Annotated in this window: 23 protein-coding genes; 17 read left to right on the top strand and 6 right to left on the bottom strand. The window is 71.8% G+C overall.

The window, feature by feature from the left end; genetic code table 11:
* Positions 1-4: 4 nt before the first annotated feature.
* The 6 genes from hrcA to ACGFR7_RS07470 all read left to right on the top strand — a co-directional run bounded on the left by hrcA (position 5) and on the right by ACGFR7_RS07470 (position 5,536).
* On the top strand, positions 5-1,021 hold the full coding sequence (gene hrcA, locus ACGFR7_RS07495) for a heat-inducible transcriptional repressor HrcA (RefSeq protein ID WP_129296459.1): 1,017 nt from the start codon (positions 5-7) through the stop codon (positions 1,019-1,021).
* Complete coding sequence (gene dnaJ, locus ACGFR7_RS07490; RefSeq protein WP_088797607.1) at positions 1,022-2,158, top strand: molecular chaperone DnaJ; 1,137 nt, start codon at positions 1,022-1,024, stop codon at positions 2,156-2,158.
* Positions 2,159-2,255: 97 nt separating this feature from the next.
* Positions 2,256-3,344, top strand: a complete 1,089-nt coding sequence (locus ACGFR7_RS07485; RefSeq protein ID WP_393314361.1) for a nitronate monooxygenase — start codon at positions 2,256-2,258, stop codon at positions 3,342-3,344.
* A complete protein-coding gene (locus ACGFR7_RS07480; protein ID WP_393314359.1) occupies positions 3,341-4,084 on the top strand; it encodes a 16S rRNA (uracil(1498)-N(3))-methyltransferase in 744 nt (247 codons plus the stop codon). Before ACGFR7_RS07485 ends, ACGFR7_RS07480 begins: the two co-directional genes overlap by 4 nt.
* Positions 4,085-4,264: 180 nt before the next feature.
* Positions 4,265-4,624 (top strand): histidine triad nucleotide-binding protein, encoded by a 360-nt coding sequence (locus ACGFR7_RS07475; RefSeq protein WP_393314356.1) that lies wholly within the window; start codon positions 4,265-4,267, stop codon positions 4,622-4,624.
* Positions 4,625-4,630: 6 nt separating this feature from the next.
* The gene (locus ACGFR7_RS07470) at positions 4,631-5,536 is read left to right on the top strand and encodes a ribonuclease Z (RefSeq protein WP_393314353.1); all 906 of its coding nucleotides are present in this window, start codon (positions 4,631-4,633) and stop codon (positions 5,534-5,536) included.
* 85 nt (positions 5,537-5,621) lie between these two features.
* On the opposite strand, the gene ACGFR7_RS07465 is transcribed toward ACGFR7_RS07470, so the two are convergent.
* Positions 5,622-6,446 (bottom strand): HAD family acid phosphatase, encoded by an 825-nt coding sequence (locus ACGFR7_RS07465; protein ID WP_393314350.1) that lies wholly within the window; start codon positions 6,444-6,446, stop codon positions 5,622-5,624.
* A 474-nt stretch (positions 6,447-6,920) separates the two neighbouring features.
* Here ACGFR7_RS07465 and ACGFR7_RS07460 point away from each other — a divergent pair, with 474 nt between their 5' ends.
* Both ACGFR7_RS07460 and ACGFR7_RS07455 read left to right on the top strand, forming a co-directional pair.
* Positions 6,921-8,006: an S-(hydroxymethyl)mycothiol dehydrogenase gene (locus ACGFR7_RS07460; protein ID WP_393314347.1), complete on the top strand. Its 1,086-nt coding sequence runs from the start codon at positions 6,921-6,923 to the stop codon at positions 8,004-8,006.
* A complete protein-coding gene (locus ACGFR7_RS07455; RefSeq protein ID WP_393314345.1) occupies positions 8,006-8,635 on the top strand; it encodes an MBL fold metallo-hydrolase in 630 nt (209 codons plus the stop codon). Before ACGFR7_RS07460 ends, ACGFR7_RS07455 begins: the two co-directional genes overlap by 1 nt.
* Positions 8,636-8,876: 241 nt before the next feature.
* On the opposite strand, the gene ACGFR7_RS07450 is transcribed toward ACGFR7_RS07455, so the two are convergent.
* Positions 8,877-10,217: a 6-phospho-beta-glucosidase gene (locus ACGFR7_RS07450; protein ID WP_393314342.1), complete on the bottom strand. Its 1,341-nt coding sequence runs from the start codon at positions 10,215-10,217 to the stop codon at positions 8,877-8,879.
* Positions 10,218-10,283: 66 nt separating this feature from the next.
* On the opposite strand from ACGFR7_RS07450, the gene ACGFR7_RS07445 reads away from it, so the two are divergent.
* The 6 genes from ACGFR7_RS07445 (at position 10,284) to era (ending at position 16,490) form a co-directional block, all read left to right on the top strand.
* A complete protein-coding gene (locus ACGFR7_RS07445; RefSeq protein WP_393314339.1) occupies positions 10,284-11,429 on the top strand; it encodes a carbohydrate kinase family protein in 1,146 nt (381 codons plus the stop codon).
* Positions 11,430-11,649: 220 nt separating this feature from the next.
* Entirely contained in the window at positions 11,650-12,654 is a 1,005-nt protein-coding gene (locus ACGFR7_RS07440) for a PhoH family protein (protein WP_393314337.1), read from the top strand.
* A 66-nt stretch (positions 12,655-12,720) separates the two neighbouring features.
* A complete protein-coding gene (gene ybeY, locus ACGFR7_RS07435; RefSeq protein WP_086719383.1) occupies positions 12,721-13,218 on the top strand; it encodes an rRNA maturation RNase YbeY in 498 nt (165 codons plus the stop codon).
* Positions 13,219-13,230: 12 nt separating this feature from the next.
* A complete protein-coding gene (locus tag ACGFR7_RS07430) occupies positions 13,231-14,574 on the top strand; it encodes a hemolysin family protein (protein ID WP_393314334.1) in 1,344 nt (447 codons plus the stop codon).
* 353 nt (positions 14,575-14,927) lie between these two features.
* Positions 14,928-15,293 (top strand): cytidine deaminase, encoded by a 366-nt coding sequence (locus ACGFR7_RS07425; protein ID WP_088802040.1) that lies wholly within the window; start codon positions 14,928-14,930, stop codon positions 15,291-15,293.
* Between the two features lie 249 nt (positions 15,294-15,542).
* Complete coding sequence (gene era, locus ACGFR7_RS07420; RefSeq protein WP_393314331.1) at positions 15,543-16,490, top strand: GTPase Era; 948 nt, start codon at positions 15,543-15,545, stop codon at positions 16,488-16,490.
* A 112-nt stretch (positions 16,491-16,602) separates the two neighbouring features.
* Here era and ACGFR7_RS07415 read toward each other — a convergent pair whose 3' ends face one another.
* From ACGFR7_RS07415 to ACGFR7_RS07400, 4 genes are all read right to left on the bottom strand, one after another.
* Complete coding sequence (locus ACGFR7_RS07415) at positions 16,603-17,880, bottom strand: MFS transporter (RefSeq protein WP_393314328.1); 1,278 nt, start codon at positions 17,878-17,880, stop codon at positions 16,603-16,605.
* The gene (locus tag ACGFR7_RS07410; protein WP_393314325.1) at positions 17,877-19,250 is read right to left on the bottom strand and encodes a GH1 family beta-glucosidase; all 1,374 of its coding nucleotides are present in this window, start codon (positions 19,248-19,250) and stop codon (positions 17,877-17,879) included. Before ACGFR7_RS07410 ends, ACGFR7_RS07415 begins: the two co-directional genes overlap by 4 nt.
* Positions 19,251-19,366: 116 nt before the next feature.
* Positions 19,367-19,633, bottom strand: a complete 267-nt coding sequence (locus ACGFR7_RS07405) for a protealysin inhibitor emfourin (protein WP_392376940.1) — start codon at positions 19,631-19,633, stop codon at positions 19,367-19,369.
* 112 nt (positions 19,634-19,745) lie between these two features.
* The gene (locus ACGFR7_RS07400; protein WP_393314322.1) at positions 19,746-20,834 is read right to left on the bottom strand and encodes a M4 family metallopeptidase; all 1,089 of its coding nucleotides are present in this window, start codon (positions 20,832-20,834) and stop codon (positions 19,746-19,748) included.
* A gap of 325 nt (positions 20,835-21,159) precedes the next feature.
* Between ACGFR7_RS07400 and leuA the strand changes: the two genes are divergently transcribed.
* The 3 genes from leuA (at position 21,160) to ACGFR7_RS07385 (ending at position 25,212) form a co-directional block, all read left to right on the top strand.
* A complete protein-coding gene (leuA, locus tag ACGFR7_RS07395; RefSeq protein WP_393314319.1) occupies positions 21,160-22,938 on the top strand; it encodes a 2-isopropylmalate synthase in 1,779 nt (592 codons plus the stop codon).
* A gap of 202 nt (positions 22,939-23,140) precedes the next feature.
* Positions 23,141-24,175: an SGNH/GDSL hydrolase family protein gene (locus ACGFR7_RS07390; protein WP_393314316.1), complete on the top strand. Its 1,035-nt coding sequence runs from the start codon at positions 23,141-23,143 to the stop codon at positions 24,173-24,175.
* Between the two features lie 338 nt (positions 24,176-24,513).
* On the top strand, positions 24,514-25,212 hold the full coding sequence (locus ACGFR7_RS07385; RefSeq protein ID WP_393315333.1) for a TerB family tellurite resistance protein: 699 nt from the start codon (positions 24,514-24,516) through the stop codon (positions 25,210-25,212).
* Positions 25,213-25,327 lie beyond the last annotated feature (115 nt).

Here is a 25,327-nt window from a genome sequence, read left to right as displayed (position 1 = left end):
CGGGATGCTCAGTGAACGCAGGCTGGAGGTGCTGCGCGCCATCGTCCAGGACTACGTCGGGACGGAGGAGCCGGTCGGCTCCAAGGCGCTCACCGAACGCCACCGGCTCGGGGTCTCCCCGGCCACCGTCCGCAACGACATGGCGGCCCTGGAGGACGAGGGGTTCATCGCCCAGCCGCACACCAGCGCCGGGCGGATCCCGACCGACAAGGGCTACCGCCTGTTCGTCGACAAGCTGGCCGGCGTCAAGCCGCTGTCCAGCCCGGAGCGGCGGGCGATCCAGAATTTCCTGGACGGCGCCGTCGACCTCGACGACGTGGTGGGCCGCACGGTCCGGCTGCTGGCGCAGCTGACCCGGCAGGTCGCCGTCGTGCAGTATCCGTCCCTGACCCGGTCCACGGTCCGGCATGTCGAGCTGCTGGCCCTGGCTCCGGCCCGGCTGATGCTCGTACTGATCACGGACACCGGCCGGGTCGAGCAGCGGCTCATCGACTGCCAGGCACCGTTCGGCGAAGCCTCCCTGGCGGACCTGCGGGCCCGGCTCAACAGCCGGGTCGTCGGCCGCCGGTTCGCGGATGTGCCGCAGTTGGTGCAGGATCTTCCGGAGTCCTTCGAGCAGGACGACCGCGGCACGGTCTCGACAGTGCTGTCGGTGTTGCTGGAAACTCTGGTGGAAGAGACCGAAGAGCGGCTGATGATCGGCGGCACCGCCAATCTCACGCGCTTCGGGCACGATTTCCCCCTGACCATCCGGCCGGTGCTGGAGGCCCTCGAGGAGCATGTGGTGATGCTCAAGCTGCTCGGGGAGGCCAAGGACTCGGGCATGACCGTACGCATCGGGCATGAGAATGCCCACGAAGGCCTGGCGTCCACATCGGTCGTCACGGTCGGCTACGGTTCGGGCGACGAGGCAGTCGCCAAACTCGGCGTGGTCGGACCGACCCGCATGGACTACCCCGGAACGATGGGAGCGGTACGCGCAGTGGCACGTTACGTCGGACAAATCCTCGCGGAGTCGTAAGTGGCCACGGATTACTACTCGGTCCTCGGCATCGGACGCGACGCCTCGCAGGACCAGATCAAGAAGGCTTTCCGCCGGCTGGCGCGCGAGCTGCACCCGGACGTGAACCCGGATCCGAAGACCCAGGAGCGGTTCAAGGAGATCAACGCCGCTTACGAGGTGCTGTCGGACCCGCAGAAGAAGCAGGTCTACGACCTCGGCGGGGACCCCCTCTCGCAGGCCGGCGGCGGCCAGGGCGCGGGCGGCTTCGGCGCGGGCTTCGGCAACTTCTCCGACATCATGGACGCCTTCTTCGGCACCGCGTCGCAGCGCGGACCGCGCTCGCGCACCCGCCGTGGCCAGGACGCCATGATCCGGCTCGACATCGAGCTCAACGAAGCCGCCTTCGGTACCACCAAGGACATCCAGGTCGACACCGCCGTCGTCTGTACGACCTGCAGCGGTGAGGGCGCGGCTCCCGGCACCTCGGCGCAGACCTGCGACATGTGCCGCGGCCGCGGTGAGGTCTCCCAGGTCACCCGGTCCTTCCTCGGCCAGGTCATGACGTCCAGGCCGTGCCCGCAGTGCCAGGGCTTCGGCACGGTCGTGCCGACGCCGTGCCACGAGTGCGCCGGCGACGGCCGGATCCGCTCGCGCCGCACGCTCACCGTCAAGATCCCGGCCGGTGTCGACAACGGCACCCGCATCCAGCTCGCGGGCGAGGGCGAGGTCGGCCCCGGTGGCGGCCCCGCCGGTGATCTCTATGTGGAGATCCACGAGGTGGCGCATCCGGTCTTCCAGCGGCGCGGCGACGATCTGCACTGCACGGTCACCATCCCGATGACGGCGGCGGCGCTGGGCACGAAGTGCCCGCTGGAGACGCTGGACGGGGTGGAGGAGATCGATGTCCGGCCCGGTACCCAGTCCGGCCAGTCGATTCCGCTGCACCAGCGCGGTGTGACCCATCTGCGGGGCGGCGGCCGGGGCGATCTCATCGTCCACGTCGAGGTGATGACGCCGTCCAAGCTCGACGCCGACCAGGAGGACCTGCTGCGGCGGCTGGCCAAGCTCCGCGGGGAGGAGCGGCCCACGGGGCAGTTCCAGCCGGGGCAGCAGGGTCTCTTCTCGCGTCTGAAAGATGCGTTCAACGGGCGATAGCCCCAGGTGAGCCCGGGGGCCGCAGCCGTTCCACCCGGCGGCGCGGCGGCCTCGGCCCCGGTTCAGAACGGCGCGGTGGGCGTGACACGATGTGCGCATGCCCACCGCACCGACCGATCTCTGCCGCCATCCGATCGTGCAGGCCCCGATGGCGGGAGGCGGCTCCGGACCCGAGCTGGCCGCCGCCGTCTGCGGCGCCGGCGGGCTCGGCTTCCTCGCCGCCGGCTACAAAACCGCCGACGGCATGTACCAGGAGATCAAACAGCTGCGGTCGCTGACCGACCGGCCCTTCGGCGTCAATCTCTTCATGCCGCAGCCCTCGCTGGCCGACGGCTCCGTCGTCGAGGTCTACCGCGAGCAACTCGCGGGCGAGGCCGCCTGGTACGAGACCGAGCTCGGTGACACCGACGGGCCCATCGACGACGGCTACGAGGCCAAGCTCGCGATCCTGCGGGACGATCCGGTGCCGGTGGTGTCCTTCACCTTCGGCTGCCCCTCGCGCGCCGTCCTGGACTCCTTCGCCGCGGTCGGCACGTACACCGTCGTCACGGTCACCACCGCCGCCGAGGCGCAGGCCGCCCAGTGGTCGGGCGCCGACGCGGTGTGCGTGCAGGGCGTGGAGGCCGGCGGCCACCAGGGCACCCACCGGGACGATCCGCATGCGGACGGCACCGGCTCGGGGCTGGGGCTGCTGGCACTGCTCGGCCAGGTCCGTGAGGCCGTGCAGATCCCGGTGATCGCCGCGGGCGGGCTGATGCGCGGGGCGCAGATCGCGTCGGTGCTGGCCGCCGGGGCGAGCATGGCGCAGCTGGGCACCGCCTTCCTGGCCACCCCCGAATCGGGCGCCAACCCGCTGCACAAGCAGGCGCTGACCAACCCGCTGTTCACGCATACGGAGTTGACCCGGGCGTTCTCCGGGCGGCCCGCCCGCGGACTGGTGAACCGCTTTTTGCGCGAGCACGGCCCGTACGCCCCGGCCGCCTACCCCGCCGTCCACTACCTCACCTCCACGGTGCGCAAGGCCGCGGCCAAGGCGGGCGACGCGCAGGGCATGAACCTGTGGGCGGGGCAGGGGCACCGGCTGGCGCGGGAGCTGCCCGCCGGGCGGCTGGTGGAAGTACTGGCGGGTGAACTGGACGCGGCGCGCGCCGCGCTGGGCCGGCCGGGCGCCGGTGGCGCCGCATGACCGCTCCGGTGTTCCTCGTCGACTCGCTCGCGGACGTACGGGCCGGCGGCACGCTGACCCTGGACGGTCCCGAGGGCCGGCACGCGGTGTCGGTGCGCCGGCTGCGGGCCGGTGAGGAGGTCGTCCTGACGGACGGCCACGGCGCCGGCGCGTACGGCGCGGTCGCCGCCGTCGAGGGCAAGGACCGGCTCACCGTCGCGGTCGCGGAACTGCGGACCGAGGCGTCGCCGGACCCCACCATCACCGTCGTCCAGGCGCTCCCCAAGGGCGACCGCGGCGAGCTGGCCGTCGAGACGATGACCGAGACCGGTGTGGACGGCATCGTGCCCTGGGCGGCGGCGCGTTGCGTCACCCAGTGGAAGGGCGAGCGGGCCGCCAAATCGCTGGGCAAATGGCGTGCCACGGCCCGTGAGGCGGGCAAGCAGTCGCGCCGGCTGACCTTCCCCGAGGTCGCGGACCCGCTGACGACCAAGCAGGTGGCCACCCTGCTCGCCGACGCCGACTTCGCCGCCGTCCTCCACGAGGAGGGCAGCTCCCCGCTCGCCACCGCCGAACTCCCCGCCGAGGGCAAGATCGTGCTCGTCGTCGGGCCGGAAGGCGGTGTCTCCCCGGAAGAGCTCGCCCTCTTCGCCGAGGCGGGTGCGGGGCCCTACCGCCTGGGGACGACCGTGCTGCGCACCTCCACGGCGGGCACCGCGGCCACGGCGCTGCTGCTGGGGCGCACGGGGCGCTGGAGCTAGGGGGTGTCTTTCCGGTCTCCGTGGGCCTCCGGCGCGCCCGGGCCCTCCCGTGCGGTGTGCGGCCGGGGCGGCGGGGACCGCGCGGCGTGGGGTGGGGTGGACGCCCGGCTACGGCCCGCCCGGTAGCATCCGAGGCCGTGCGCACCGTGCGCAGGACGGATGACCCGGGAGGAGCCACCGGTGGCGGGAGAACCGCAGGCCGACTGCCTGTTCTGCAAGATCGTGGCGAAGGAGGTTCCGGCGACGATCGTCCGGGAAACCGACACCACCGTCGCGTTCCGCGACATCAACCCCCAGGCGCCCACGCACGTCCTGGTGATCCCCAAGGTGCACTACCCGGACGCGGCGAGCCTGGCCGCCGCCGAACCGCAGATCATCGCCGACATACTGCGCGAGTCCCGCGAGGTCGCCGCCGAGGACAAGGCCGAGGACCGGGGCTACCGGGTTGTCTTCAACACCGGCGCCGGAGCCGGCCAGACCGTCTTCCACGCCCACCTGCACGTGCTCGGCGGCCGCGGCCTCCAGTGGCCCCCCGGATAACGCACCGTGTCCGTACGTGAATTGGTGGTCCTCGGTACCGCGAGCCAGGTCCCCACGCGGCACCGCAACCACAACGGCTACCTGCTGCGCTGGGACGGCCAGGGGCTGCTCTTCGACCCCGGCGAGGGGACCCAGCGGCAGATGCTGCGCGCCGGGGTCGCCGCCCACGACCTCCACCGGATCTGCATCACGCACTTCCACGGCGACCACTCGCTCGGCCTGGCCGGGGTGATCCAGCGGATCAACCTCGACCGGGTGCCGCACCCGGTCACCGCCCACTACCCGGCCAGCGGCGAGCACTTCTTCGACCGGCTGCGCTATGCCACCGCGTACCGGGAGACGGTCCGGCTGGTCCAGCGGCCGGTGGCCGTCGACGGTGAGCTGGAGCGCTCGGCGGCGTACGTCCTGGAGGCGCGCAAGCTCTCGCACCCGGTCGAGTCGTACGGCTACCGGCTCATCGAGCCGGACACGCGCCGGATGCTGCCGGAGCGGCTGGCCGCGCACGGCATCGCCGGACCGGACGTCGGGCGCCTCCGCCGGCTCGGCGAGCTGAACGGCGTCACCCTCGACGAGGTCAGCGAGCGGCGCCCCGGCCAGCGCTTCGCGTTCGTCATGGACACCCGCCTGTGCGACGGCGTCCATGCGCTCGCCGAGGGGGCGGACATGCTGGTGATCGAGTCGACGTTCCTGGACGAGGACGTCCAACTGGCCACCGATCACGGACACCTGACCGCCGGGCAGGCGGCGCAGGTCGCGGCGTCGGCGGGGGTGCGGCACCTCGTGCTGACGCACTTCTCGCAGCGCTACGACGACCCCACGGAGTTCGAGCGGCAGGCCCGTGCGGCGGGCTTCACGGGCGAGCTGACCATCGCCAAGGACCTGACGCGGGTGCCGGTGCCCAAGCGGCGCTGAACGCCCGGCGGAGATCCGTCCGCCGGGCGTGCGCCGCGCCGCTTCGGGCGTGCGCGCTGTGCTTCCGCGGGCGTGCGCCGCGCTCCTACGGCAGGTAGTACATCGGGTTCGGCAGCTTGAACGTCCGGTCCCCGGCGCCGCCGTTCAGATCGCTGTACTGGTCCCCGAAGTTGGCGACGAGGCGGTAGCCGAGGGATTCGATGTGCTTGCGGGTGCCCGACTTGTACTCGACCGTCGTGCAGGTGGCGCCGCAGGGCAGGTAGGCCGGCGGGTGTTCCTTGTTCTTCAGGTAGACGTGCCGGCTGTCCAGGGGCACGTCGTAGCCCACGTTCTTGAGGTTGCGCACGCTCCAGTCGCGCTGCGCCTCCTTGCGGCCGGTCAGGAAGAACACCTCGGCGCCCTTGGCGTGCGCCCAGTTCACGAGCCGGTTCATGCCGAAGACCGGGTCCATGTCGTGGTGGGCCAGGTACTTGTCCTGGCTCTCCTCGGTGTAGTGGAAGCCGACCTGGAGCTCGTAGTTGTAGGTGAGCAGGGTCGTGTCGTCCATGTCGAGGACGATGGCGGGCTTGGCTTGCTTGGCCTGCTTGCCCGTCCGGCCGTGCCGCGCAAGGGCCTTGGACAGGTAGCTGCGGGCCTTGGCCTCGATGCCGCGGACCTGACGGGCGTAGTTGCTGTGCGGGGAGGCGTAGTGCTCGCCGTCGGCCGTCACCGTGTCGCCGTAGTACGCCTTGATCTTGTCCTGCACCTGCGTGAGGTTGGGGATCTCTTTGTCGGTGCGCGGCACGGAGTGTTCGGCGGTGGCCTGGCCTATGCCGAAGACCGCGGTGCCGGTGACGAGGGCGGCGACCGTCGCGGCGCCGAGCCGGGCCCTTCTGGTGAGGGCGGGGCGGAAACGGGCGGGGCGGGGCATGCGCGGCTCCTCAGGAGACATGAGTGGACTCCGTAGGTCTAACAGAGCCTCAAGTCGCTCTCTACGCGCGAAGATTCAACCCTTGGCAAAGGCTCATGGGTACGGACTCCTGACGGCCATGACGCGGGCTCCCTGACCTCCAACTCCATCCGTAGACGTCAGCTGCACAGGTAACGGCCCTCGGTCCGGTACATAGGAAAACGGTCCTCGATCCGGGTGATCCAGCACCGGGCTGTGCTCCCTCCTGCGCTTCCCCCCCCGGCGCCGCGGAGGCGGAATTCTTCCCCGCGGCCATCCACTGCCTCGCCCGCGGGCACCACGAGCGGGCGCGTGCCGGCGGTGGCCCCGGACGGGAGATCACGGACCCGGCCGTGGTCCTGTGCCGGGTGGCCCGGCACGCGTACGGTGAGGCACGGATCGGTGGCGGCGCGCCACAGTGGTCCCCGTACGTGATCTTTGAAAGGGGCTGTCCCGATGGCACAGGAAGTGCGCGGCGTGATTGCGCCGGGGAAGAACGAACCGGTCCGGCTGGAGACCATCCTGGTGCCGGATCCGGGCCCCGGCGAGGCCGTGGTGAAGATTCAGACGTGCGGGGTGTGCCACACCGATCTGCACTACAAGCAGGGCGGCATCAACGACGACTTCCCGTTCCTGCTCGGGCACGAGGCCGCCGGCGTCGTGGAGTCGGTCGGCGCCGGCGTCACCGATGTGGCGCCGGGGGACTTCGTCGTCCTCAACTGGCGGGCGGTGTGCGGCCAGTGCCGCGCCTGTCTGCGCGGCCGCCCCCAGTACTGCTTCGACACCCACAACGCCCGCCAGAAGATGACGCTCAAGGACGGCACGGAGCTGACCCCGGCACTGGGCATCGGCGCCTTCGCCGACAAGACGCTGGTCGCCGCCGGACAGTGCACCAAGGTCGACCCCCGGGTGGCGCCCGAGGCGGCCGGGCTGCTGGGCTGCGGGGTGATGGCGGGCATCGGCGCCGCGATCAACACCGGCGGCGTCGGACGGGGCGACTCGGTCGCGGTCATCGGCTGCGGCGGCGTCGGCGATGCGGCCGTGGTGGGCGCACGGCTGGCCGGTGCGGTCACGATCGTCGCGGTGGACATCGACGACCGCAAGCTGGAGACCGCGCGCTCCATGGGCGCCACCCATACCGTCAACTCCCGTGACACCGACCCCGTCGAGGCGATCCGCGAACTGACCGGCGGCTTCGGCGCGGACGTCGTCATCGACGCGGTCGGCCGCCCCGAGACCTACCGGCAGGCGTTCTACGCCCGCGATCTGGCCGGCACCGTCGTCCTGGTCGGTGTCCCCACCCCGGACATGACCCTGGAACTCCCCCTCCTGGACGTCTTCGGCCGCGGCGGCGCCCTCAAATCCTCCTGGTACGGCGACTGCCTGCCCTCACGCGACTTCCCGATGCTGATCGACCTGCATCAGCAGGGCCGGATCGACCTGGGGGCGTTCGTCACGGAGACCATCGGCATCGAGGACGTGGAGCAGGCCTTCGAGCGGATGCACGCGGGCGACGTCCTGCGTTCGGTGGTGACGCTCTGATGGCGGCCCGTATCGACCACCTGGTCACCTCCGGAACCTTCTCCCTCGACGGCGGTACCTGGGACGTCGACAACAACGTATGGATCGTCGGTGACGACGACGAGGCGATCGTCATCGACGCCTCCCATGACGCCGACGCCATCCTCGAAGCCCTCGGCGGCCGGACGCTGCGGGCGATCGTCTGCACCCATGGGCACGACGACCACATCGACGCGGCCCCGGCACTGGCCTCCCGCACCGGCGCCCGGATCCATCTGCACCCCGCCGACCTGCCGTTGTGGAAGATGACCCACGCGGACACCGCGCCGGACGCGGAGCTGGCGGACGGCCAGGTGCTGACCATCGCCGGCACGGATCTGACGGTGCTGCACACCCCGGGCCATGCGCCCGGCGCGGTCTGCCTCCACGCCCCCGAGCTGGGGACCGTCTTCACCGGCGACACCCTTTTCCAGGGCGGCCCCGGCGCCACCGGCCGGTCCTTCTCGGACTTCCCGACGATCGTGGCCTCGATCCGGGACCGGCTGCTGACCCTGCCGCCCGCGACCCAGGTCCGTACCGGACACGGCGACCCGACGACGATCGGGGCGGAGGCCCCGCATCTGGAGGAGTGGATCAAGCGGGGGCACTGAGGGGCGCCAGCCGCTGAGGCGGCGCGGGCCGCTGGGGCCGAACGGGAGCGCGCGGCGGCCATTAGGGGCAGGGGCGTCCGCATCCCGTAAGGGGTGCGGGCGTCCCTTGCAGGCCACAACGCGGCGGGGGCGGAGGGGTATTCCCGCGGCGGGGGGTATTCCGGCGGCGGGGGGCATTCCGGCAGGGGCGGAGGATGCTCCCTCAGGGGCGGAGGTTGCTCCCTGCCCGGCCTCCGGCTCCTCACGCCTCCCTGGCCGCCCGCTCCAGGATGCGGGCGGCCACCGCGGGGGAGTCCACCAGCGGATGCAGCGCCAGCGCCCGCAGCGCGGCGTCCCTGTCCTTGTAGACCGCCGCGTCCACCGTCGCCCGCTCCACCGCCTTGACCTGCAGCATCAGCCCCAACTGGTCCTCCCGCAACGGCGCGCAGGGCAGTGGCACGGCGCCCTGCGACGTCACCTCGCACACCGTCTCCACGATCGCGTCCGGCGCCAGCTGCGGCACCGTCGTCCCGTTGCGGACGTTGAGGATCAGCCGGGTTCCGCTGTCGCCCACGATGGCGTGCATCAACGCCAGCGCCACCCGGTCGTAGCCACCGCCCTCCAGGTCGTGGCTGTCGCGCTGCCAGCCGCCGCCGGCCTCCCTGCTGTGCGCCATATACGTCTCCTCGCGCTCCAGCCGGGTGCGCTCCCACAGCTCGTACGCCCCCTTGGGGCCGCCGGCCGACGCGGCACGCTCGAAGAAGCCGCCCTGCTGCTGATCGAGGAATTCGCCGCGGGTCTCGGTGGTGTCCCGTACGGAGCCGAGGGTTTCGCGGCGGAAGTAGTAGTAGTGCAGATACTCGTTGGGCAGCGCGCCCAGGGTCCGCAGCCAGTCGGCGCCGAAGAGCCTGCCCTCCTCGAAGGAGCCCAGCGCGGCGTCGTCGGCGAGCAGCCCCGGCAGCAGCTCGGCGCCGTCCAGCGTCAACGACCGCAGCCAGCCGAGGTGGTTGAGGCCCACGTAGTCATAGCCGACCCGGCCGGCGGTGTCGAAGGCCGCCGGGTCCACGCCGGCCACCCGTGCCGCCCGGCGCACCAGCCCCACCGGCGAATCGCAGATCCCGATGACGCGGTCGCCCAGCACCTGGGACATCGCCTCGGTGACCGTGCCCGCGGGGTTGGTGAAGTTGATGACCCACGCGTCCGGGGCGAGCGCCGCGACCCGCTCGGCGATGTGCAGGGCCACCGGGACCGTCCGCAGGCCGTAGAGGACACCGCCCGCACCGACCGTCTCCTGGCCCAGCACCCCCTCGGACAGCGGGATCCGCTCGTCGCGGATCCGCCCTGCCGTGCCGCCCACCCGGATCGCGGAGAAGACGAAGCCGGCGCCGGCCAGCGCGTCGTCCAGCCGGCTCTCGACCCGTACGGGCACCGGCTCCGGATGCCCCCGTGCCAGCCGCTTCAGCACCTCGGCGATCACCCCCACCCGGCGTGGATCGGTGTCGTGCAGCACCACCTCGGAGACGGCGTGCGCCGGGTCGTCCAGCAGCGCGCGGTAGACCAGCGGCACCCGGAAGCCGCCCCCGCCCAGAATCGTCAGCCTCATGGGGCGGAACGTACCGCAGCATCAGGCACACTGGCGGCACGTGCCGATACGAGAGGAGCGAGCACGGTGAGCAGCCGACGCGATGATCATTTGCCCGCGGGACCGGCGGCAGTGCCACCGGCTCTCGATCCGCTGGCCGAGGTGCGCGCCGACGGCGATCCGCACACCGACGTCTACCTCACCGGCACCGTCTTCCTGGACATCATCTTCACCGGCCTGGACAGCGCCCCCGTCCGCGGCACCGAATCGTGGGCCCGCGGCATGGGCTCCAGCCCCGGCGGCGTCGCCAACATGGCCACCGCGCTGGCCCGGCTCGGCCTGCGCACCTCGCTCGCCGCCGCGTTCGGCGACGACCACTACGGCGAGTACTGCTGGGAGGCGCTCGAACAGGGCGAGGGCATCGACCTGGCGCTGTCCCGCACCGTCCCCGGCTGGCACTCCCCGGTCACCGTCTCGATGGCCTACGAGGGCGAGCGCACGATGGTCTCGCACGGCCACGAGGCGCCGCCGCCCGACTTCGCCTTCGACGGCAAGCACGCCCCGGGCTGCCCGCCGCCGTCCCGCGCCTGCATCGCCTCGCTGGTACCGGGCCGCAGGGAGGGCTGGCTGGGCTGCGCGGCCGGCCGCGGCAGCCGGATCTTCGCGGACGTGGGCTGGGACGACACCGGCCGCTGGGACCCGGCCGACCTCGCCGACCTCGAACACTGCGAGGCGTTCCTGCCCAACGCCGAGGAGGCGATGCGCTACACCCGTACGGACTGCCCGCGCGCCGCTGCCCGCAAGCTCGCCGACCGGGTGCCGCTGGCGGTGGTCACGCTGGGTGCCGAGGGCGCCTACGCGGTGGACGGGCGGACCGGCGAGAGCGCCGAGGTGCCCGCCATCGCCGTGGAGGCGCTGGATCCCACGGGCGCCGGCGATGTCTTCGTCGCCGGATTCGTCACCGGCACCCTCGCCGACTGGCCGCTCGCCGACCGGCTCGCCTTCGCGGGGCTGAGCGCCGCGCTGTCCGTACAGGAATTCGGCGGCTCGCTGTCCGCACCGGGTTGGGCGGAGATCGCCGGCTGGTGGCAGCAGGTGCGCGCCTACGAGGCGGGTGCGCCGGGCGCGCTGCGCCGTCAGTACGCCTTCCTCGACGAGGTGCTGCCCGCGGCCTACCGGCCCGCCCCGCTGGCCCGCGCCGTCCCCACGATCGGCTTCCGCCGCCCGGCCTGAGCGGCACCGGGCCGGGCCGGGGCCGATCGGGCCGGGCCCGGCGCGTCCCGGCAGCGCACCCGCCACCCCCCGGCCGCCTCCCCTCCCGGCAGGAAAAGGCCTCGGGCTTGTCGGTGCCCCGTCGTACTCTTGTATCCCAAGGAGTCGAGTGCCGGTCGAGTGCAGGCAGGCACCTCTTACGAGCAAAGGATGGGGGTTGAGCAGGCCACCGAGCCGCCCCATGACGCAGACACCCACGCAACCGCAGGCGCGCGCCCAGTTCACCGTTCCGGCCAAACACCCGATGGTCACGGTCCTGGGATCCGGAGACTCCCTTCTGCGCGTGATCGAAAAAGCCTTCCCGGCGACCGACATCCACGTCCGGGGCAACGAAGTCAGCGCTGTCGGCGACGCCGGCGAGGTCGCCCTCGTCCAGCGCCTTTTCGACGAGATGATGCTGGTGCTCCGCACCGGACAACCGATGACGGAGGACGCAGTGGAACGCTCCATCGCCATGCTGCGCGCGGCGGAGGACGGCGAGGGAGCGGCGAGTGAGACACCCGCCGAGGTGCTCACCCAGAACATCCTGTCCAACCGCGGCCGCACGATCCGGCCCAAGACCCTCAACCAGAAGCGCTACGTCGACGCCATCGACGAGCACACCGTGGTCTTCGGCATCGGGCCGGCCGGCACCGGCAAGACCTACCTCGCGATGGCGAAGGCCGTGCAGGCGCTGCAGGCCAAGCAGGTCAACCGCATCATCCTGACCCGCCCCGCGGTCGAGGCCGGCGAACGGCTCGGCTTCCTGCCCGGCACCCTCTACGAGAAGATCGACCCGTATCTGCGCCCGCTCTACGACGCGCTGCACGACATGCTCGACCCCGACTCCATCCCGCGCCTGATGGCCGCGGGCACGATCGAGGTCGCTCCGCTGGCGTATATGCGCGGAAGAACGCTCAACGACGCGTTCATCATCCTCGACGAGGCGCAGAACACGAACCCCGAGCAGATGAAGATGTTCCTCACCCGCCTCGGCTTCGAATCGAAGATCGTCATCACCGGCGATGTCACCCAGGTCGACCTCCCCGGCGGCACGAAGAGCGGTCTGCGCCAGGTCCGGGACATCCTGGAGGGCGTCGACGATGTGCATTTCTCCCTGCTCACCAGCCAGGATGTAGTCCGTCACAAGCTGGTCGGCCGTATCGTCGACGCCTACGAGCAGTACGACAGCCGCAACGGCACCTGAGCCCCGGCCGGCCGGGACCGCCGGCCGGCCCGCGCCCGGCACACAGAAGCGAGAAGCAACTCCCCCATGTCCATCGACGTCAACAACGAGTCCGGCACGGATATCGACGAGCAGGCCATCCTGGATGTCGCCCGCTACGCCGTCGCCCGGATGCGCATCCACCCGCTCTCCGAGCTGTCCGTGATCGTCGTGGACGCCGAGGCCATGGAACAGCTCCATCTCCAGTGGATGGACCTGCCGGGACCCACCGATGTCATGTCCTTCCCGATGGACGAACTGCGTCCGCCGGCCAAGGACGACGAGGAGCCCCCGCAGGGGCTCCTCGGTGACATCGTGCTCTGCCCCGAGGTCGCCAAGAAGCAGGGCGAAGAGGCCCCGACGGGGCACAGCATGGACGAAGAGCTCCAGCTGCTCACCGTCCACGGCGTGCTCCACCTCCTCGGCTACGACCACGAGGAGCCGGACGAGAAGGCCGAGATGTTCGGCCTGCAGGCGGCGATCATCGACGGCTGGCGGACCGAGCAGGGCCTGACCGGCCCCTCGCCGGCCCCCACCGTGACCTGACGGGACGCTGCGATGACCACCCAGCTGATCGCTGTCGCGGTCCTGCTCGTCGTGATCGCCTGGCTCGCCGCCTGCGCGGAGGCCGGTCTGGCCCGTACGACCAGCTTCCGGGCCGAGGAAGCCGTCCGCTCGGGGCGCCGCGGCAGCGCCAAGCTCGCCGCGGTCGCCGCCGACCCCACCCGCTACCTCAACGTCGCCCTGCTGGTGCGGGTCGGCTGCGAGATGGCCGCCGGTGTCCTGGTCACCTACGCCTGTCTGCGCTCCTTCGACAAGACGTGGCAGGCGCTGACCGTCGCCATCGCCGTGATGGTGCTGGTCTCCTATGTCGCCGTCGGCGTCTCGCCGCGGACCATCGGCCGCCAGCACCCGCTGAACACCGCGACCGCCGCCGCCTATGTGCTGCTGCCGCTGGCCCGCATCATGGGGCCTGTCCCGCAGCTGCTGATCCTCCTCGGCAACGCCCTCACCCCCGGCAAGGGCTTCCGCAAGGGCCCGTTCGCCTCCGAGGCCGAACTGCGCTCGCTGGTCGACCTCGCGGAGAAGGAGTCGCTGATCGAGGACGAGGAGCGCCGGATGGTGCACTCCGTCTTCCAGCTCGGCGACACCCTCGTCCGCGAGGTGATGGTGCCGCGCACCGACCTGGTCGCCGTCGAGCGCTTCAAGACCATCCGCCAGGCGCTCACCCTGGCCCTGCGCTCCGGCTTCTCGCGCATCCCGGTCACCGGCGAGAACGAGGACGACGTCGTCGGCGTGGTCTACCTCAAGGACCTCGCCCGCAAGGTCCACATCAGCCGCGACGCCGAGAACGAGCTGGTCTCCACGGCCATGCGCCCCGCCGTCTTCGTCCCCGACACCAAGAATGCCGGTGATCTGCTGCGCGAAATGCAGCAGGACCGCAATCATGTCGCGGTGGTCATCGACGAATACGGCGGCACCGCCGGCATTGTCACCATCGAGGACATTCTGGAAGAGATCGTCGGCGAGATCACCGACGAATACGACCGGGAACTGCCGCCCGTCGAAGACCTCGGCGACGGCCGCTATCGCGTCACCGCCCGGCTGGACATCGGCGACCTCGGTGAGCTGTACGGCCTGGCCGAGCTGGACGACGAGGATGTCGAAACGGTCGGCGGACTGCTCGCCAAGCTCCTCGGCCGGGTCCCGATCGCCGGCGCCACGGCCGAGGTCGACCTCTCCGAGGACGCGTCCGACCCGGGCCTGAAGGCGCTGCGGCTGACCGCGGAGTCCCCGGGCGGCCGCCGGAACAAGATCATCACGGTGGTCTGCGAGCCGGTGCGCAGCGAGGGCGCGAGCGCGTCCGGGGAACCGTGGGCGGGCGGCCGTTCCGCCGGTTGAACGTATGCGGAATTCACCGCGTAATTCCTTGTGACGGCGGGAATATTTTCCGCCATCGAACTCCACAAGGCTACTTATCTCCAGTGCACCGGAAATGTTCTGCAAGTCATTTCCGGTGGGGCTGGATTCTGCCGTGTGCCACATGGAAAGATCTTCGGGCGGTCGCGGGAAGCGCGACCGCCGTGCGTGAGAGAAATCGTCACAGAGATCTTCCCGCGCAGGCTGCCCCGGGGCGGGGGACCGGGGCAGCCACCTCTTCCTTCCGCCGGGGCGCCGCGCACGCATCGTCCGCGGCCCCGGGCCGGCCGCCCCCTTTCCCGCCGCCGTCCGCGGCCCCGCATATGCTCGCCCGTATGAGCGAAGCCGCACCGCTGGACCCGGAAGACCGCAAGATCATCACGCTTGCCCGCTCGGCGCGGGCCCGTAACGGCGTGCCCGAGGGCGCCGCCGTCCGCGACGAGACCGGCCGCACCTATGTCGCCGGCACCGTCGCCCTGGACTCGCTGCAGCTCAGCGCGCTGCAGACGGCCGTGGCGATGGCCGTCGCCAGCGGGGCCACGTCCCTGGAGGCCGCGGCCGTGGTCACCGACGCCGAGCGTGCCGCCGACGCGGACCGTGCGGCCGTACGGGACCTCGGCGGGCCCGCGACGCCCGTCCTGGTCGCCGGCCCCGACGGCACCCTGCGCAGTACCGTCCCGGCGGGCGACGCACCGGCCTGAGCGCGGAAGCGCCGGAGGGCGGTGTACGGGCGCCGTACGGGCGTCGTACGGACAGGGTGCGACCGGCGTGCGGGGGCGGCCCACCGGATGCGGCCCACCGGCCGCGGCGGGCCGTCCCGGACCGGTCGCGCGGACGGTCGCCCGGACCGGTCGCCCGGACCGGGCGGCCCCTGCAGGCCGCCTCCTCCCGGCCGTCCCGGACCGGGCGCCGCGGCCGTTTGGTCGGAGCCGCGCCCGGGATCGGGGAGAATGGGCGCCATGAGCGTTCGTACAGAGTCCTCCGCCGCGCACCGCGCCGGCTTCGCCTGCTTCGTCGGCCGCCCCAACGCGGGCAAGTCCACCCTCACGAACGCTCTCGTCGGCACGAAGGTGGCCATCACCTCCAACCGCCCGCAGACCACCCGCCACACGGTCCGCGGCATCGTGCACCGCCCCGAGGCACAGCTGGTCCTCGTCGACACCCCCGGTCTGCACAAGCCGCGCACGCTGCTGGGCGAGCGGCTGAACGACGTCGTGCGGACCACTTGGTCCGAGGTGGACGTCATCGGCTTCTGCCTGCCCGCCGACCAGAAGATCGGCCCCGGCGACCGCTATATCGCAGCGGAGCTGGCCGTGATCAAGAAGACCCCCAAGGTCGCCATCGTCACCAAGACCGATCTGGTCGACTCCAAGGCGCTGGCCGCCCAGCTGATCGCCATCGACCAGCTCGGCAAGGAGCTGGGCATCGAGTGGGCCGAGATCATCCCGGTCTCGGCGGTCGGGGACACCCAGGTGGCGCTCCTGGCGGACCTGCTCGTGCCGATGCTCCCGGAGAGCCCGCCGCTCTACCCCGAGGGCGACCTCACCGACGAGCCCGAGCAGGTCATGGTCGGCGAGCTGATCCGCGAGGCCGCGCTGGAAGGCGTCCGCGACGAGCTGCCGCACTCCATCGCGGTGGTCGTCGAGGAGATGCTGCCGCGCCAGGACCGCCCCGCCGACAAGCCCCTCCTCGACATCCACGCGAATGTCTACATCGAGCGCCCCAGCCAGAAGGGGATCATCATCGGCCCCAAGGGCAAGCGCCTGAAGGAGGTCGGCTCGAAGTCCCGCAAGCACATCGAGGCACTGCTCGGCACTCCCGTCTTCCTGGACCTGCACGTCAAGGTCGCCAAGGACTGGCAGCGCGACCCGAAGCAGCTGCGCAAACTGGGCTTCTGAGCCCGGCCGGGCCCGGCTTCCGGCCGCGGGGCGCCACGCCCCTCAGGCCACGCCCCTCGGGCCACGCCCCTCGGGCCACGCCCCTCGGGCCACGCCCCTCGGGCCACGCCCCTCAGGCCACACCCCGGATCCGGCGCACCAGCAGCGCCCCCACCAGCCCGACCGCCGCCGCGATGGCGTACAGCATCCGGTAGCCGCCGAGGTGGTGGACGATCGGCGCGGCCAGCGCGGGGGCGGCCACCTGCGGCAGCGCGTTGGCGATATTGATGACGCCCATGTCCTTGCCGCGGTGCGCGGCGGCCGGCAGCACCTGCGTCATCAGCGCGAAGTCGACGGAGGTGAAGACGCCGAAGCCGACCCCGAGCAGCGCCGCGGCGCACAGCGCGCCCGGCCAGGTCTGCCACCCGGCCAGCAGCCCGGTCGCCACCGTCATGATCACCCCGGACCACAGCACGAACGGCTGCCGCCGCCCGGCCCGGTCCGACCAAAGCCCCCCGATCACGACCGTGCCCAGCAGGGTCACGCCGTTGACCGCGGTCAGTATCAGCACCCCGTCGGCCGGGTCGGGACGGTGCAGCACATCGCGCAGGTAGTACAGCAGGTACAGCAGGGCCAGCGCGTTGCCCAGGTTGATCAGGAAGCGGGTCAGCCAGGCCCACCCCAGATCGGGATGGCGGCGCGGACTGATCCAGAGCCCGGCGGCCAGGGCCCGCACGCTCAGCGCCGGGCGCCGCCCGGCCGGCAGTACCGGGTCCCGGTGCAACAGCACATACGGGAGGGTGCCCAGCACCACGAAACCGGCGCAGGCCAGATAGCCCGCGGTCACTCCGCCCGCTGCCGCGCCCTCCGCGGCCACCCCTCCCGCCGCCGTCGCCAGCCCCGTGCCGGCCACCACCCCGAGGATCTGCGCGGCCCCCACCCAGCCGCCCACCGCCCCGCGCTGCCGCTGCGGCACCCGGTCCGGCACCGCCGCCGTGACCGCCGCGAACGCCGCGTTGAGGGTGAGCTGCACCAGACACCACCCCAGCGCCATCGCCGGCACCGTGTCCGCCCCGGCCAGCAGCACCAGCGCCCCGGCCCCGCCCAGCACCCCCACGAGGACCCACGGCGTACGCCGCCCGAACCGCGAGGCCGTACGGTCCGACAGCGCCCCGAACAGCGGGTTGGACACCATCGAGACGACGGCCCCCGCCCCCGTCACCCACGCCAGCACCGACTCCTTCGCGGTGCCCGGCGGCGCGAGCTGCGCGGCCTGCAGCGCCAGCAGGATCTGCAGCGGCCCGTACCACCCGACCCAGATCGCCCCGTTGGCCAGCGACAGCGCGGCGGTCCACGCCCGCCCGGCCTGCTGTGACGGCTCCGCAAGCGCCTCGGGAGCCGGGCCGCTCACCCCCGGGCCTGCTCCCGCAGCACGCCTTGCAGCCAGTGGTACGAGGCCTTGGGTGTCCGCTGCAGGGTCGTGTAGTCCACGTGCACCAGCCCGAACCGCCGGGCGTACCCCTCCGCCCACTCGAAGTTGTCCAGCAACGACCACACGAAGTAGCCCCGCACGTCCACCCCGGCCGCCATCGCCGCATGCAGCGCCCGCAGATGCCCGTCCAGGAACGCGATCCGCTCCCCGTCCTCGACGCCCTCGTACGAGCACCCGTTCTCGGTGATCATGACGGGCGGCAGCCGGTCCCCGTACCGCTCCCTGAAGGACACCAGCAGCTCGGTCAGTGCCCCGGGCACCACCGGCCATCCGAAGTCGGTGCGGGGGTAGCCCTCGATCTCCCGGGGAGCGAAGGGCAGTTCGGGCGGCAGCCGGATCCCGCCGAAGTCGGCCGCCGCGGTCCCTTCCGCCCCGGGGGCGCCCACCAGCGTCGGCTGGTAGTAGTTGATCCCGTACCAGTCCAGCGGCTGCCCGATCACCTTCAGGTCGTCGGCGACCGGCCCCGGCAGCAGCGCCGCCAGCCCCTCGTCCGGATACCGGCCCAGGAGCACCGGCTCCGCGAACAGCCGGTTGAGCAGCAGGTCGTACAGATCCGCCGCCGAGGTATCCGCCTCCGACGCACTCGCCGTCCAGGTCGGACCGTGCGAGTTGGCGATCCCGACGCTCCGCGCCCCGCGGGCCCGCAGCGCCTGCACGGCCAGCCCGTGTCCCAGCAGTTGATGGTGCGCGGCCGGCAGCGCCTCGAACAGCAGCTCCCGCCCCGGCGCGTGCTGTCCCAGCCCGTACCCCAGCAAGGTCACCTCGGCGGGCTCGTTGAGCGTGATCCACCGCTCGACCCGGTCCCCGAGCCGCCCCGCCACCACGTCCGCATACGCCGCGAAGCGCTCGGCGGTCTCCCGCCGGAGCCAGCCGCCGCGCTCTTCCAGCGCCTGCGGGGTGTCCCAGTGGAAGAGCGTCGGCACCGGCGCGACGCCCGCCGCCAGCAACGCGTCCACCAGCCGGTCGTAGAAGTCCAGCCCGGCGCCGTTGACCGCCCCGTCCCCGTCCGGCACCACCCGCGGCCAGGCCACCGAGAACCGGTACGCCCCGACCCCGAGCTCCCGGAGCAGCCCCACGTCCTCCCGGTACCGGTGGTAGTGACCGGTCGCCACCCGGGCGTCCGACCCGTCCTTGATCCGCCCCGCCTCCGCCGCGAACACATCCCACACGGACCGCCCGCGCCCCCCGTCCGCCACCGCCCCCTCGATCTGCGCGGCGGACGTGGACACCCCCCAGACGAAGTCACGGGGGAAGCGGGGCAGCGCGTCGGACACCGTTTCGCTCGTCATGCCACCGGATCTTTGTAACCGGCGGTAACGGTGTCAAGAGGCGGGCGGTGCAGGGAAGTTGGGACGCCGCACCGGCCGGCCGCGGCGGGGGCCGGGGGCGTGGCGGCGTCCGGGCCCTACGCCCCTTCCTTCATCACCTTGGTGATCAGCTTGCGCTGCTCGTCCGTGAGGCGGGGATCGGAGCAGTAGACCGTCCGGCCGTCGACCGTGATCTGGTAGCTGAAGCCGTCCGGCACTCCGACGGGGGGCTCGGTGCGGGCGGTGGCGACGGCGTCCTTGGCCAGTGCCTGCCAGTCCTCGGCGTCCGGGCGGTCCGAGGTGTCGACCTCGGCGCGGCGGTCGACGCCCGCAAAACCGCCGGTGCGATGTACGTGAATGCGCATAACGACTCCTCCGACGTCCTCCGACGGACTTCTACCCCGTACGGCCACGCTAACCGTGCGCGGGGCGGGCGCGCCTGCCGGCGCCGCCCGCCCCGCGGACCTCGTGGCGCCGCTACTTCGGGGTCACACCGACCTGTGTCCAGGCCTTGACCACGGCCTCGTGCTCGTCGCCGGCCCCGAAGCGGGCCTGGGCGGCCTTGATGGTCAGGGCCGCGAAGTCGGCGAACTGCGCGTCCGTGGAGAGCTTGCCGCCGGTCAGGACGTCGTACCAGACCTGCCCCGCCCGCTCCCAGGCCTTGCCGCCGAGGGCGGTGGCGGCCAGGTAGAAGGCGTGGTTGGGGATACCGGAGTTGATGTGGACGCCGCCGTTGTCGTCGGTGGTGCGGACATAGCCCTTCATCGTGGCGGGCTGCGGGTCCTTGCCCAGGACGTCGTCGTCGTACGCGGTGCCCGGGGCCTTCATGGAGCGCAGCGCCTTGCCGGTGACGTTCGGGCCGAGGAGGTCGGCGCCGATCAGCCAGTCGGCCTGGTCGGCGGTCTGGCCGAGGGCGTACTGCTTGATCAGCACGCCGAAGACGTCGGAGACGGACTCGTTGAGGGCGCCGGGCTGGCCCTCGTAGGTGAGGTTGGCGGTGTACTGGGTGACGCCGTGGGTGAGCTCGTGGCCGATGACGTCGACGGGGATGGTGAAGTCCTTGAACAGGTCGTTGTCGCCGTCGCCGAAGACCATCCGCTCGCCGTCCCAGAAGGCGTTGTCGTACTTCCGGCCATAGTGGACGGTCGCGTTGAGCGGCAGGCCGGCGCCGTCGATGGACTTCCGGCCGTAGATCTTGAGGTAGAGCTCGAAGGTGGCGCCGAGGCCGGCGTGGGCGCGGTTGACGGAGGCGTCCTTGACGGGGCCGTCCGCCTCCGCGTGCACCTTGTGACCGGGCAGGTTCTCCTTGTGCCGGGCGTCGTAGACGGTGCGGTTCGGCTTGTCGGGGGCGGCGCCGGGCTCTCCCGGGGTCAGTCCGCCGCGGGCGGCGAGCTCACGGCGTTCGGTGCGCCGTACGTGGTCGTGCTCCAGGGTGCGGCGGGCCGGCTCGTGCCGCTCCGGGTCGTCGGACTGTGCCAGGTTGTCGAGGATGTGCGGCGGGATGATCGTGCAGAAGACGGGCATGTGGCCGGTGGCGGGATCTGGCTGCGCGTCGTTGAGGTCCATGCACAAACGGTGGCACTGTGTAACGCAACTGTCACTGCCTGCGGCCGAAATTCCCGAAAAAGTGTGGTTGGTCGCATTTGGGGAACAAAGTCCGCCCGGTCCCGCATACTGATACGCGACCGCCCTCCAGGGCCGACCTCGGCTAAGGTGCTGTGCATCATGCGTTTCGGGCTGCTTCTCCTTAGCTGCCGCGGTGAGGGCCTGTAGTCGTAGGCCGACCCCCTCCCCGCGGAGTTCGGTGTTGCGATCTTTTCGCCCCGTCGGCCCTCCCTGACTCCCCAGGAGCAGGGGGACCCCAGCGGACACACGAGGAGCCCCACGCACCATGACGAATCCGTCGAGCCCCGCAGGCCATCCCGTCGGCCGGCCCACCCCGGTCACCAGCGCGACGCAGCTGCAGCGGCCCTCGGGCATGCCGGTCCACAAGTACGGCCGCTACGAAGCCGTCGACATCCCCGACCGCACCTGGCCCGACAACCGCATCACCGCCGCGCCCCGCTGGCTCTCGACCGACCTGCGCGACGGCAACCAGGCGCTGATCGACCCGATGTCGCCGGCCCGCAAGCGCGAGATGTTCGACCTGCTGGTACGCATGGGCTACAAGGAGATCGAGGTCGGCTTCCCGTCCTCCGGTGAGACCGACTTCGCCTTCGTCCGCTCCATCATCGAAGAGGGCGCGATCCCCGAGGACGTGACGATCTCCGTCCTGACGCAGGCCCGCGAAGAGCTGATCGAGCGCACCGTGGAGTCGCTGCGCGGCGCCCACCGGGCCACCGTGCACCTGTACAACGCCACCGCCCCGGTCTTCCGCCGGGTCGTCTTCCGCGGCTCGAAGGAGCAGGTCAAGCAGATCGCCGTGGACGGCACCCGGCTGGTCATGGAGTACGCCGACAAGATCCTCGGGGACGAGACGATCTTCGGCTACCAGTACAGCCCGGAGATCTTCACCGACACCGAGCTGGACTTCGCGCTGGAGGTCTGCGAGGCGGTGATGGACGTCTGGCAGCCCGAGGAGGGCCGCGAGATCATCCTGAACCTGCCCGCCACCGTGGAGCGTTCGACGCCGTCCACCCACGCCGACCGCTTCGAGTGGATGTCGCGCCACCTGTCCCGGCGCGAGCACGTCTGCCTGTCCGTGCACCCGCACAACGACCGGGGCACCGCCGTCGCCGCCGCCGAGCTGGCGGTCATGGCGGGCGCCGACCGTATCGAGGGCTGCCTGTTCGGCCAGGGCGAGCGCACCGGCAACGTCGACCTGGTGACGCTGGGCATGAACCTGTTCTCCCAGGGCGTCGACCCGCAGATCGACTTCTCGCAGATCGACGAGATCCGTCGCACCAGCGAGTACTGCAACCAGATGGAGATCCACCCGCGCCACCCCTACGCGGGCGATCTGGTCTACACCGCCTTCTCCGGCTCCCACCAGGACGCCATCAAGAAGGGCTTCGACGCCATGGAGGCCGAGGCCACCGCCGCCGGCAAGACCGTGGACGACATCGAGTGGGCGGTCCCGTACCTGCCCATCGACCCCAAGGACGTCGGCCGCTCCTACGAGGCGGTCATCCGCGTCAACTCGCAGTCCGGCAAGGGCGGCATCGCCTACGTCCTGAAGAACGACCACCACCTGGACCTGCCGCGCCGGATGCAGATCGAGTTCTCCCGGATCATCCAGGAGAAGACCGACACCGAGGGCGGCGAGATCACGCCCACCGCCATCTGGTCCGCCTTCCAGGACGAGTACCTGCCCAACCCGCACAACCCGTGGGGCCGTATCCAGGTCAAGAACGGCCAGACCACCACCGACAAGGACGGCATCGACACCCTCACCGTCGAGGCCGAGGTGGACGGCGCGGAGACGGTACTGACCGGCACCGGCAACGGCCCGATCTCCGCGTTCTTCCAGGCGCTGCAGGGCCTGGACATCGACGCGCGGCTGCTGGACTACCAGGAGCACACCATGAGCGAGGGCGCCTCCGCGCTGGCCGCCTCGTACATCGAGTGCGCGATCGGCGACAAGGTGCTGTGGGGCATCGGCATCGACGCGAACACCACGCGTGCCTCGCTGAAGGCCGTCGTCTCCGCCGTGAACCGCGCGGGCCGCTGACCCGGCAGCCGCACCGTTCCGCACCACCGTTCCGTACGCGCCCCCGTCGCTCTCCCCGAGCGGCGGGGGCGCCGTTGTGCGACCCCGCCACCTGAAGGTGGGGTTTGAACCCCCTTCACGTTACGGAAAGTAAGCGCATCGGTACTTTTGGTGACGGGCGTTCGCCGGACAGGCCGCGACGCCGGACACCAAGGACGTGCAGATGAGCAGACACGGCATGCCCGCACTCTCCCGGCTCCTCGTGGCGGCGGCCGCCTCGCTGGCCGTGGTGGCCGCCGCCCTCGCCCCGGCGGCCTCGGGCGCCCCGGCCCGGGCGGCGGACCGACCGGAGTATGTGGCGCTCGGCGACTCCTACAGCGCCGGGGTGTTCGTCCGCCCCTGGGAGGAGGACGACGGCTGCGGCCGCTCCGCGCGCAACTACCCGCACCAGGCCGCCCGTCAGCTCGGGCTCCACCTGACGGATGCGACCTGCGGGGCCGCCGAGGTGGTCGACGGAGTCCTGGGGCCCCAGCCGGCCGCCAAGATCTACGGACCGCCGTCGGTCCCGCCCCCGGGCGGCTGGTCCGATCTGCCCCCGCAGGTGGAGGCACTGTCCCCCACCACCGACTACGTCACCGTCGGTGTCGGCGGCAACTCCCTCGGCTTCGGGTCCATCGTGAGCACCTGCCTCGAACTGGGCATCACCAAGCCCCTGCAGACCAAGCCCTGCACCAACCACTACACCGGCACGGGTGCGGGCGCGAGCTGGCTGGAGGAACGGTTCGCACAGCTCGACGCCGACTTCGCGCACATGATGACGGTGATCCACCGGCGCGCACCGCAGGCGAGGGTCGCCGTCGTCGGCTACCCCGCCATCGTCCCGGACGGCTCCGGCTGTTCGTTCCTGCACTGGAACCAGCTCGGCAGCGTCAAGAAGGGCGACATGCCCTGGCTGGACGGGATCGAAAAGCGTCTGAACGGGCTGCTCCACCGGCACGCCGACCAGCACGCCGCGCTCTACGTCGACACCTACGGGCCCAGCGTGAACCACGGGGTGTGCCACAGCGGGGACGCCAAGTGGATGTACGGCGTCCGGGACAACCTCACCGGCGACGGCGACCAGACCGACACGCCGTCGGAGCTGTGCAAGACCATCCCCGGCTCCGGCGAGGCCTGCACCTTCGTCCACCCCAACGCCCGCGGCCTGGACAACCAGGCGCACCAGGTGGCCCGGGCCCTGATGACCTCGATGGGGTGACGGGGGACCCGGTGCGCTCCCGCCGCACCCTCACCGTTTTGGCCAAGCCCTGGCCGTGGCGCCACCGGGGCCCGCAACCGCCTCACCCGCCGCCCGCCTCCTCGTAGCCACGCAGTTCACAGCGCCCGCAGGCCTCTGCCCCGCCCGCACGGGGGGCGGAGGCCTTCGTCATCCGGCCAGTTGTCCGGTACGAGGTGCTGACGCCACATCACGTATGTGGCTAACATCACGTCCCATACGGCGAGGGCCACGGGGTAGTCCCCCAGGTACCGCTGGGGACCCCCACCCGTGCCCGGAGGGCTACGGGGGAGTTACGGAGGGCTGACGTGAGGCACAAGATGTGTGTGATGGGTGTGCGCACGTCCTGGCGCACGGTCGCCGATGGCGAGTTCTTCTGTCCGGACTGCGGCGGGGACCGCAACTACCTCCGCCGGGCAGGCCGCCGCCGGCTCACCGTCCTCGGTGTCCCGCTCGTGCCCCGCGGCGCCACCGGCCCGGTCCTGGAGTGCTCGGCCTGCCACGGCCACTTCGGCCCGGACGCCCTCGACCACCCCACGACCGTCCGCTTCTCCGCGATGCTCAGGGACGCCGTCCACACCGTCACCCTCGCGCTGCTCGCCGCCGGCGGCACGTCCTCCCGCGCCGTCCGTGACGCCGCCGTCGACACGGTCCGTGCGGCCGGCTTCGCGGACTGCTCCGAGGACGAACTGCTGACCCTGCTCGCCGCCCTCGCCGCCGACACCGGCCGGCTCACCGGCACCTACGGCGCGGTGACCGGCGGCCACTGCGCGCCCCAGGGCCTGGACCCGTGCGGCACCGCGCTGGCCATAGAGCTCCACGAGGCGCTGGAACCGCTCGCCCCGCACCTCGCCCCCGCCGGCCGGGAGGCGATCCTCCTCCAGGGCGCCCGTATCGCTCTCGCGGACGGCTCCTACACGCCCGCGGAGCGCGAGGTGCTGAGCACCGTCGGCAGCGCTCTGACGCTCCGCCCCGCCGACATCAACCGGCTGCTGGCGGCGGCGCGTACGCCGTCCTGAGGCACCGGCCCGGCACGGCCGGCCGGACACGCCGGCCACCTGCCCGACCGGCGCCGGGCCGCGCAGGCAGTGCGGGCAGTGCAGCCAGTGCGGGCCGCGCAGGCCGTGCGGTCCG

It is taken from the genome of Streptomyces sp. NPDC048516 (assembly GCF_043199875.1).
Lineage (GTDB): Bacteria > Actinomycetota > Actinomycetes > Streptomycetales > Streptomycetaceae > Streptomyces.
The sequence above is the reverse complement of the archived record's forward strand: the minus strand, read 5'-3'. Positions and strand labels throughout refer to the sequence as shown.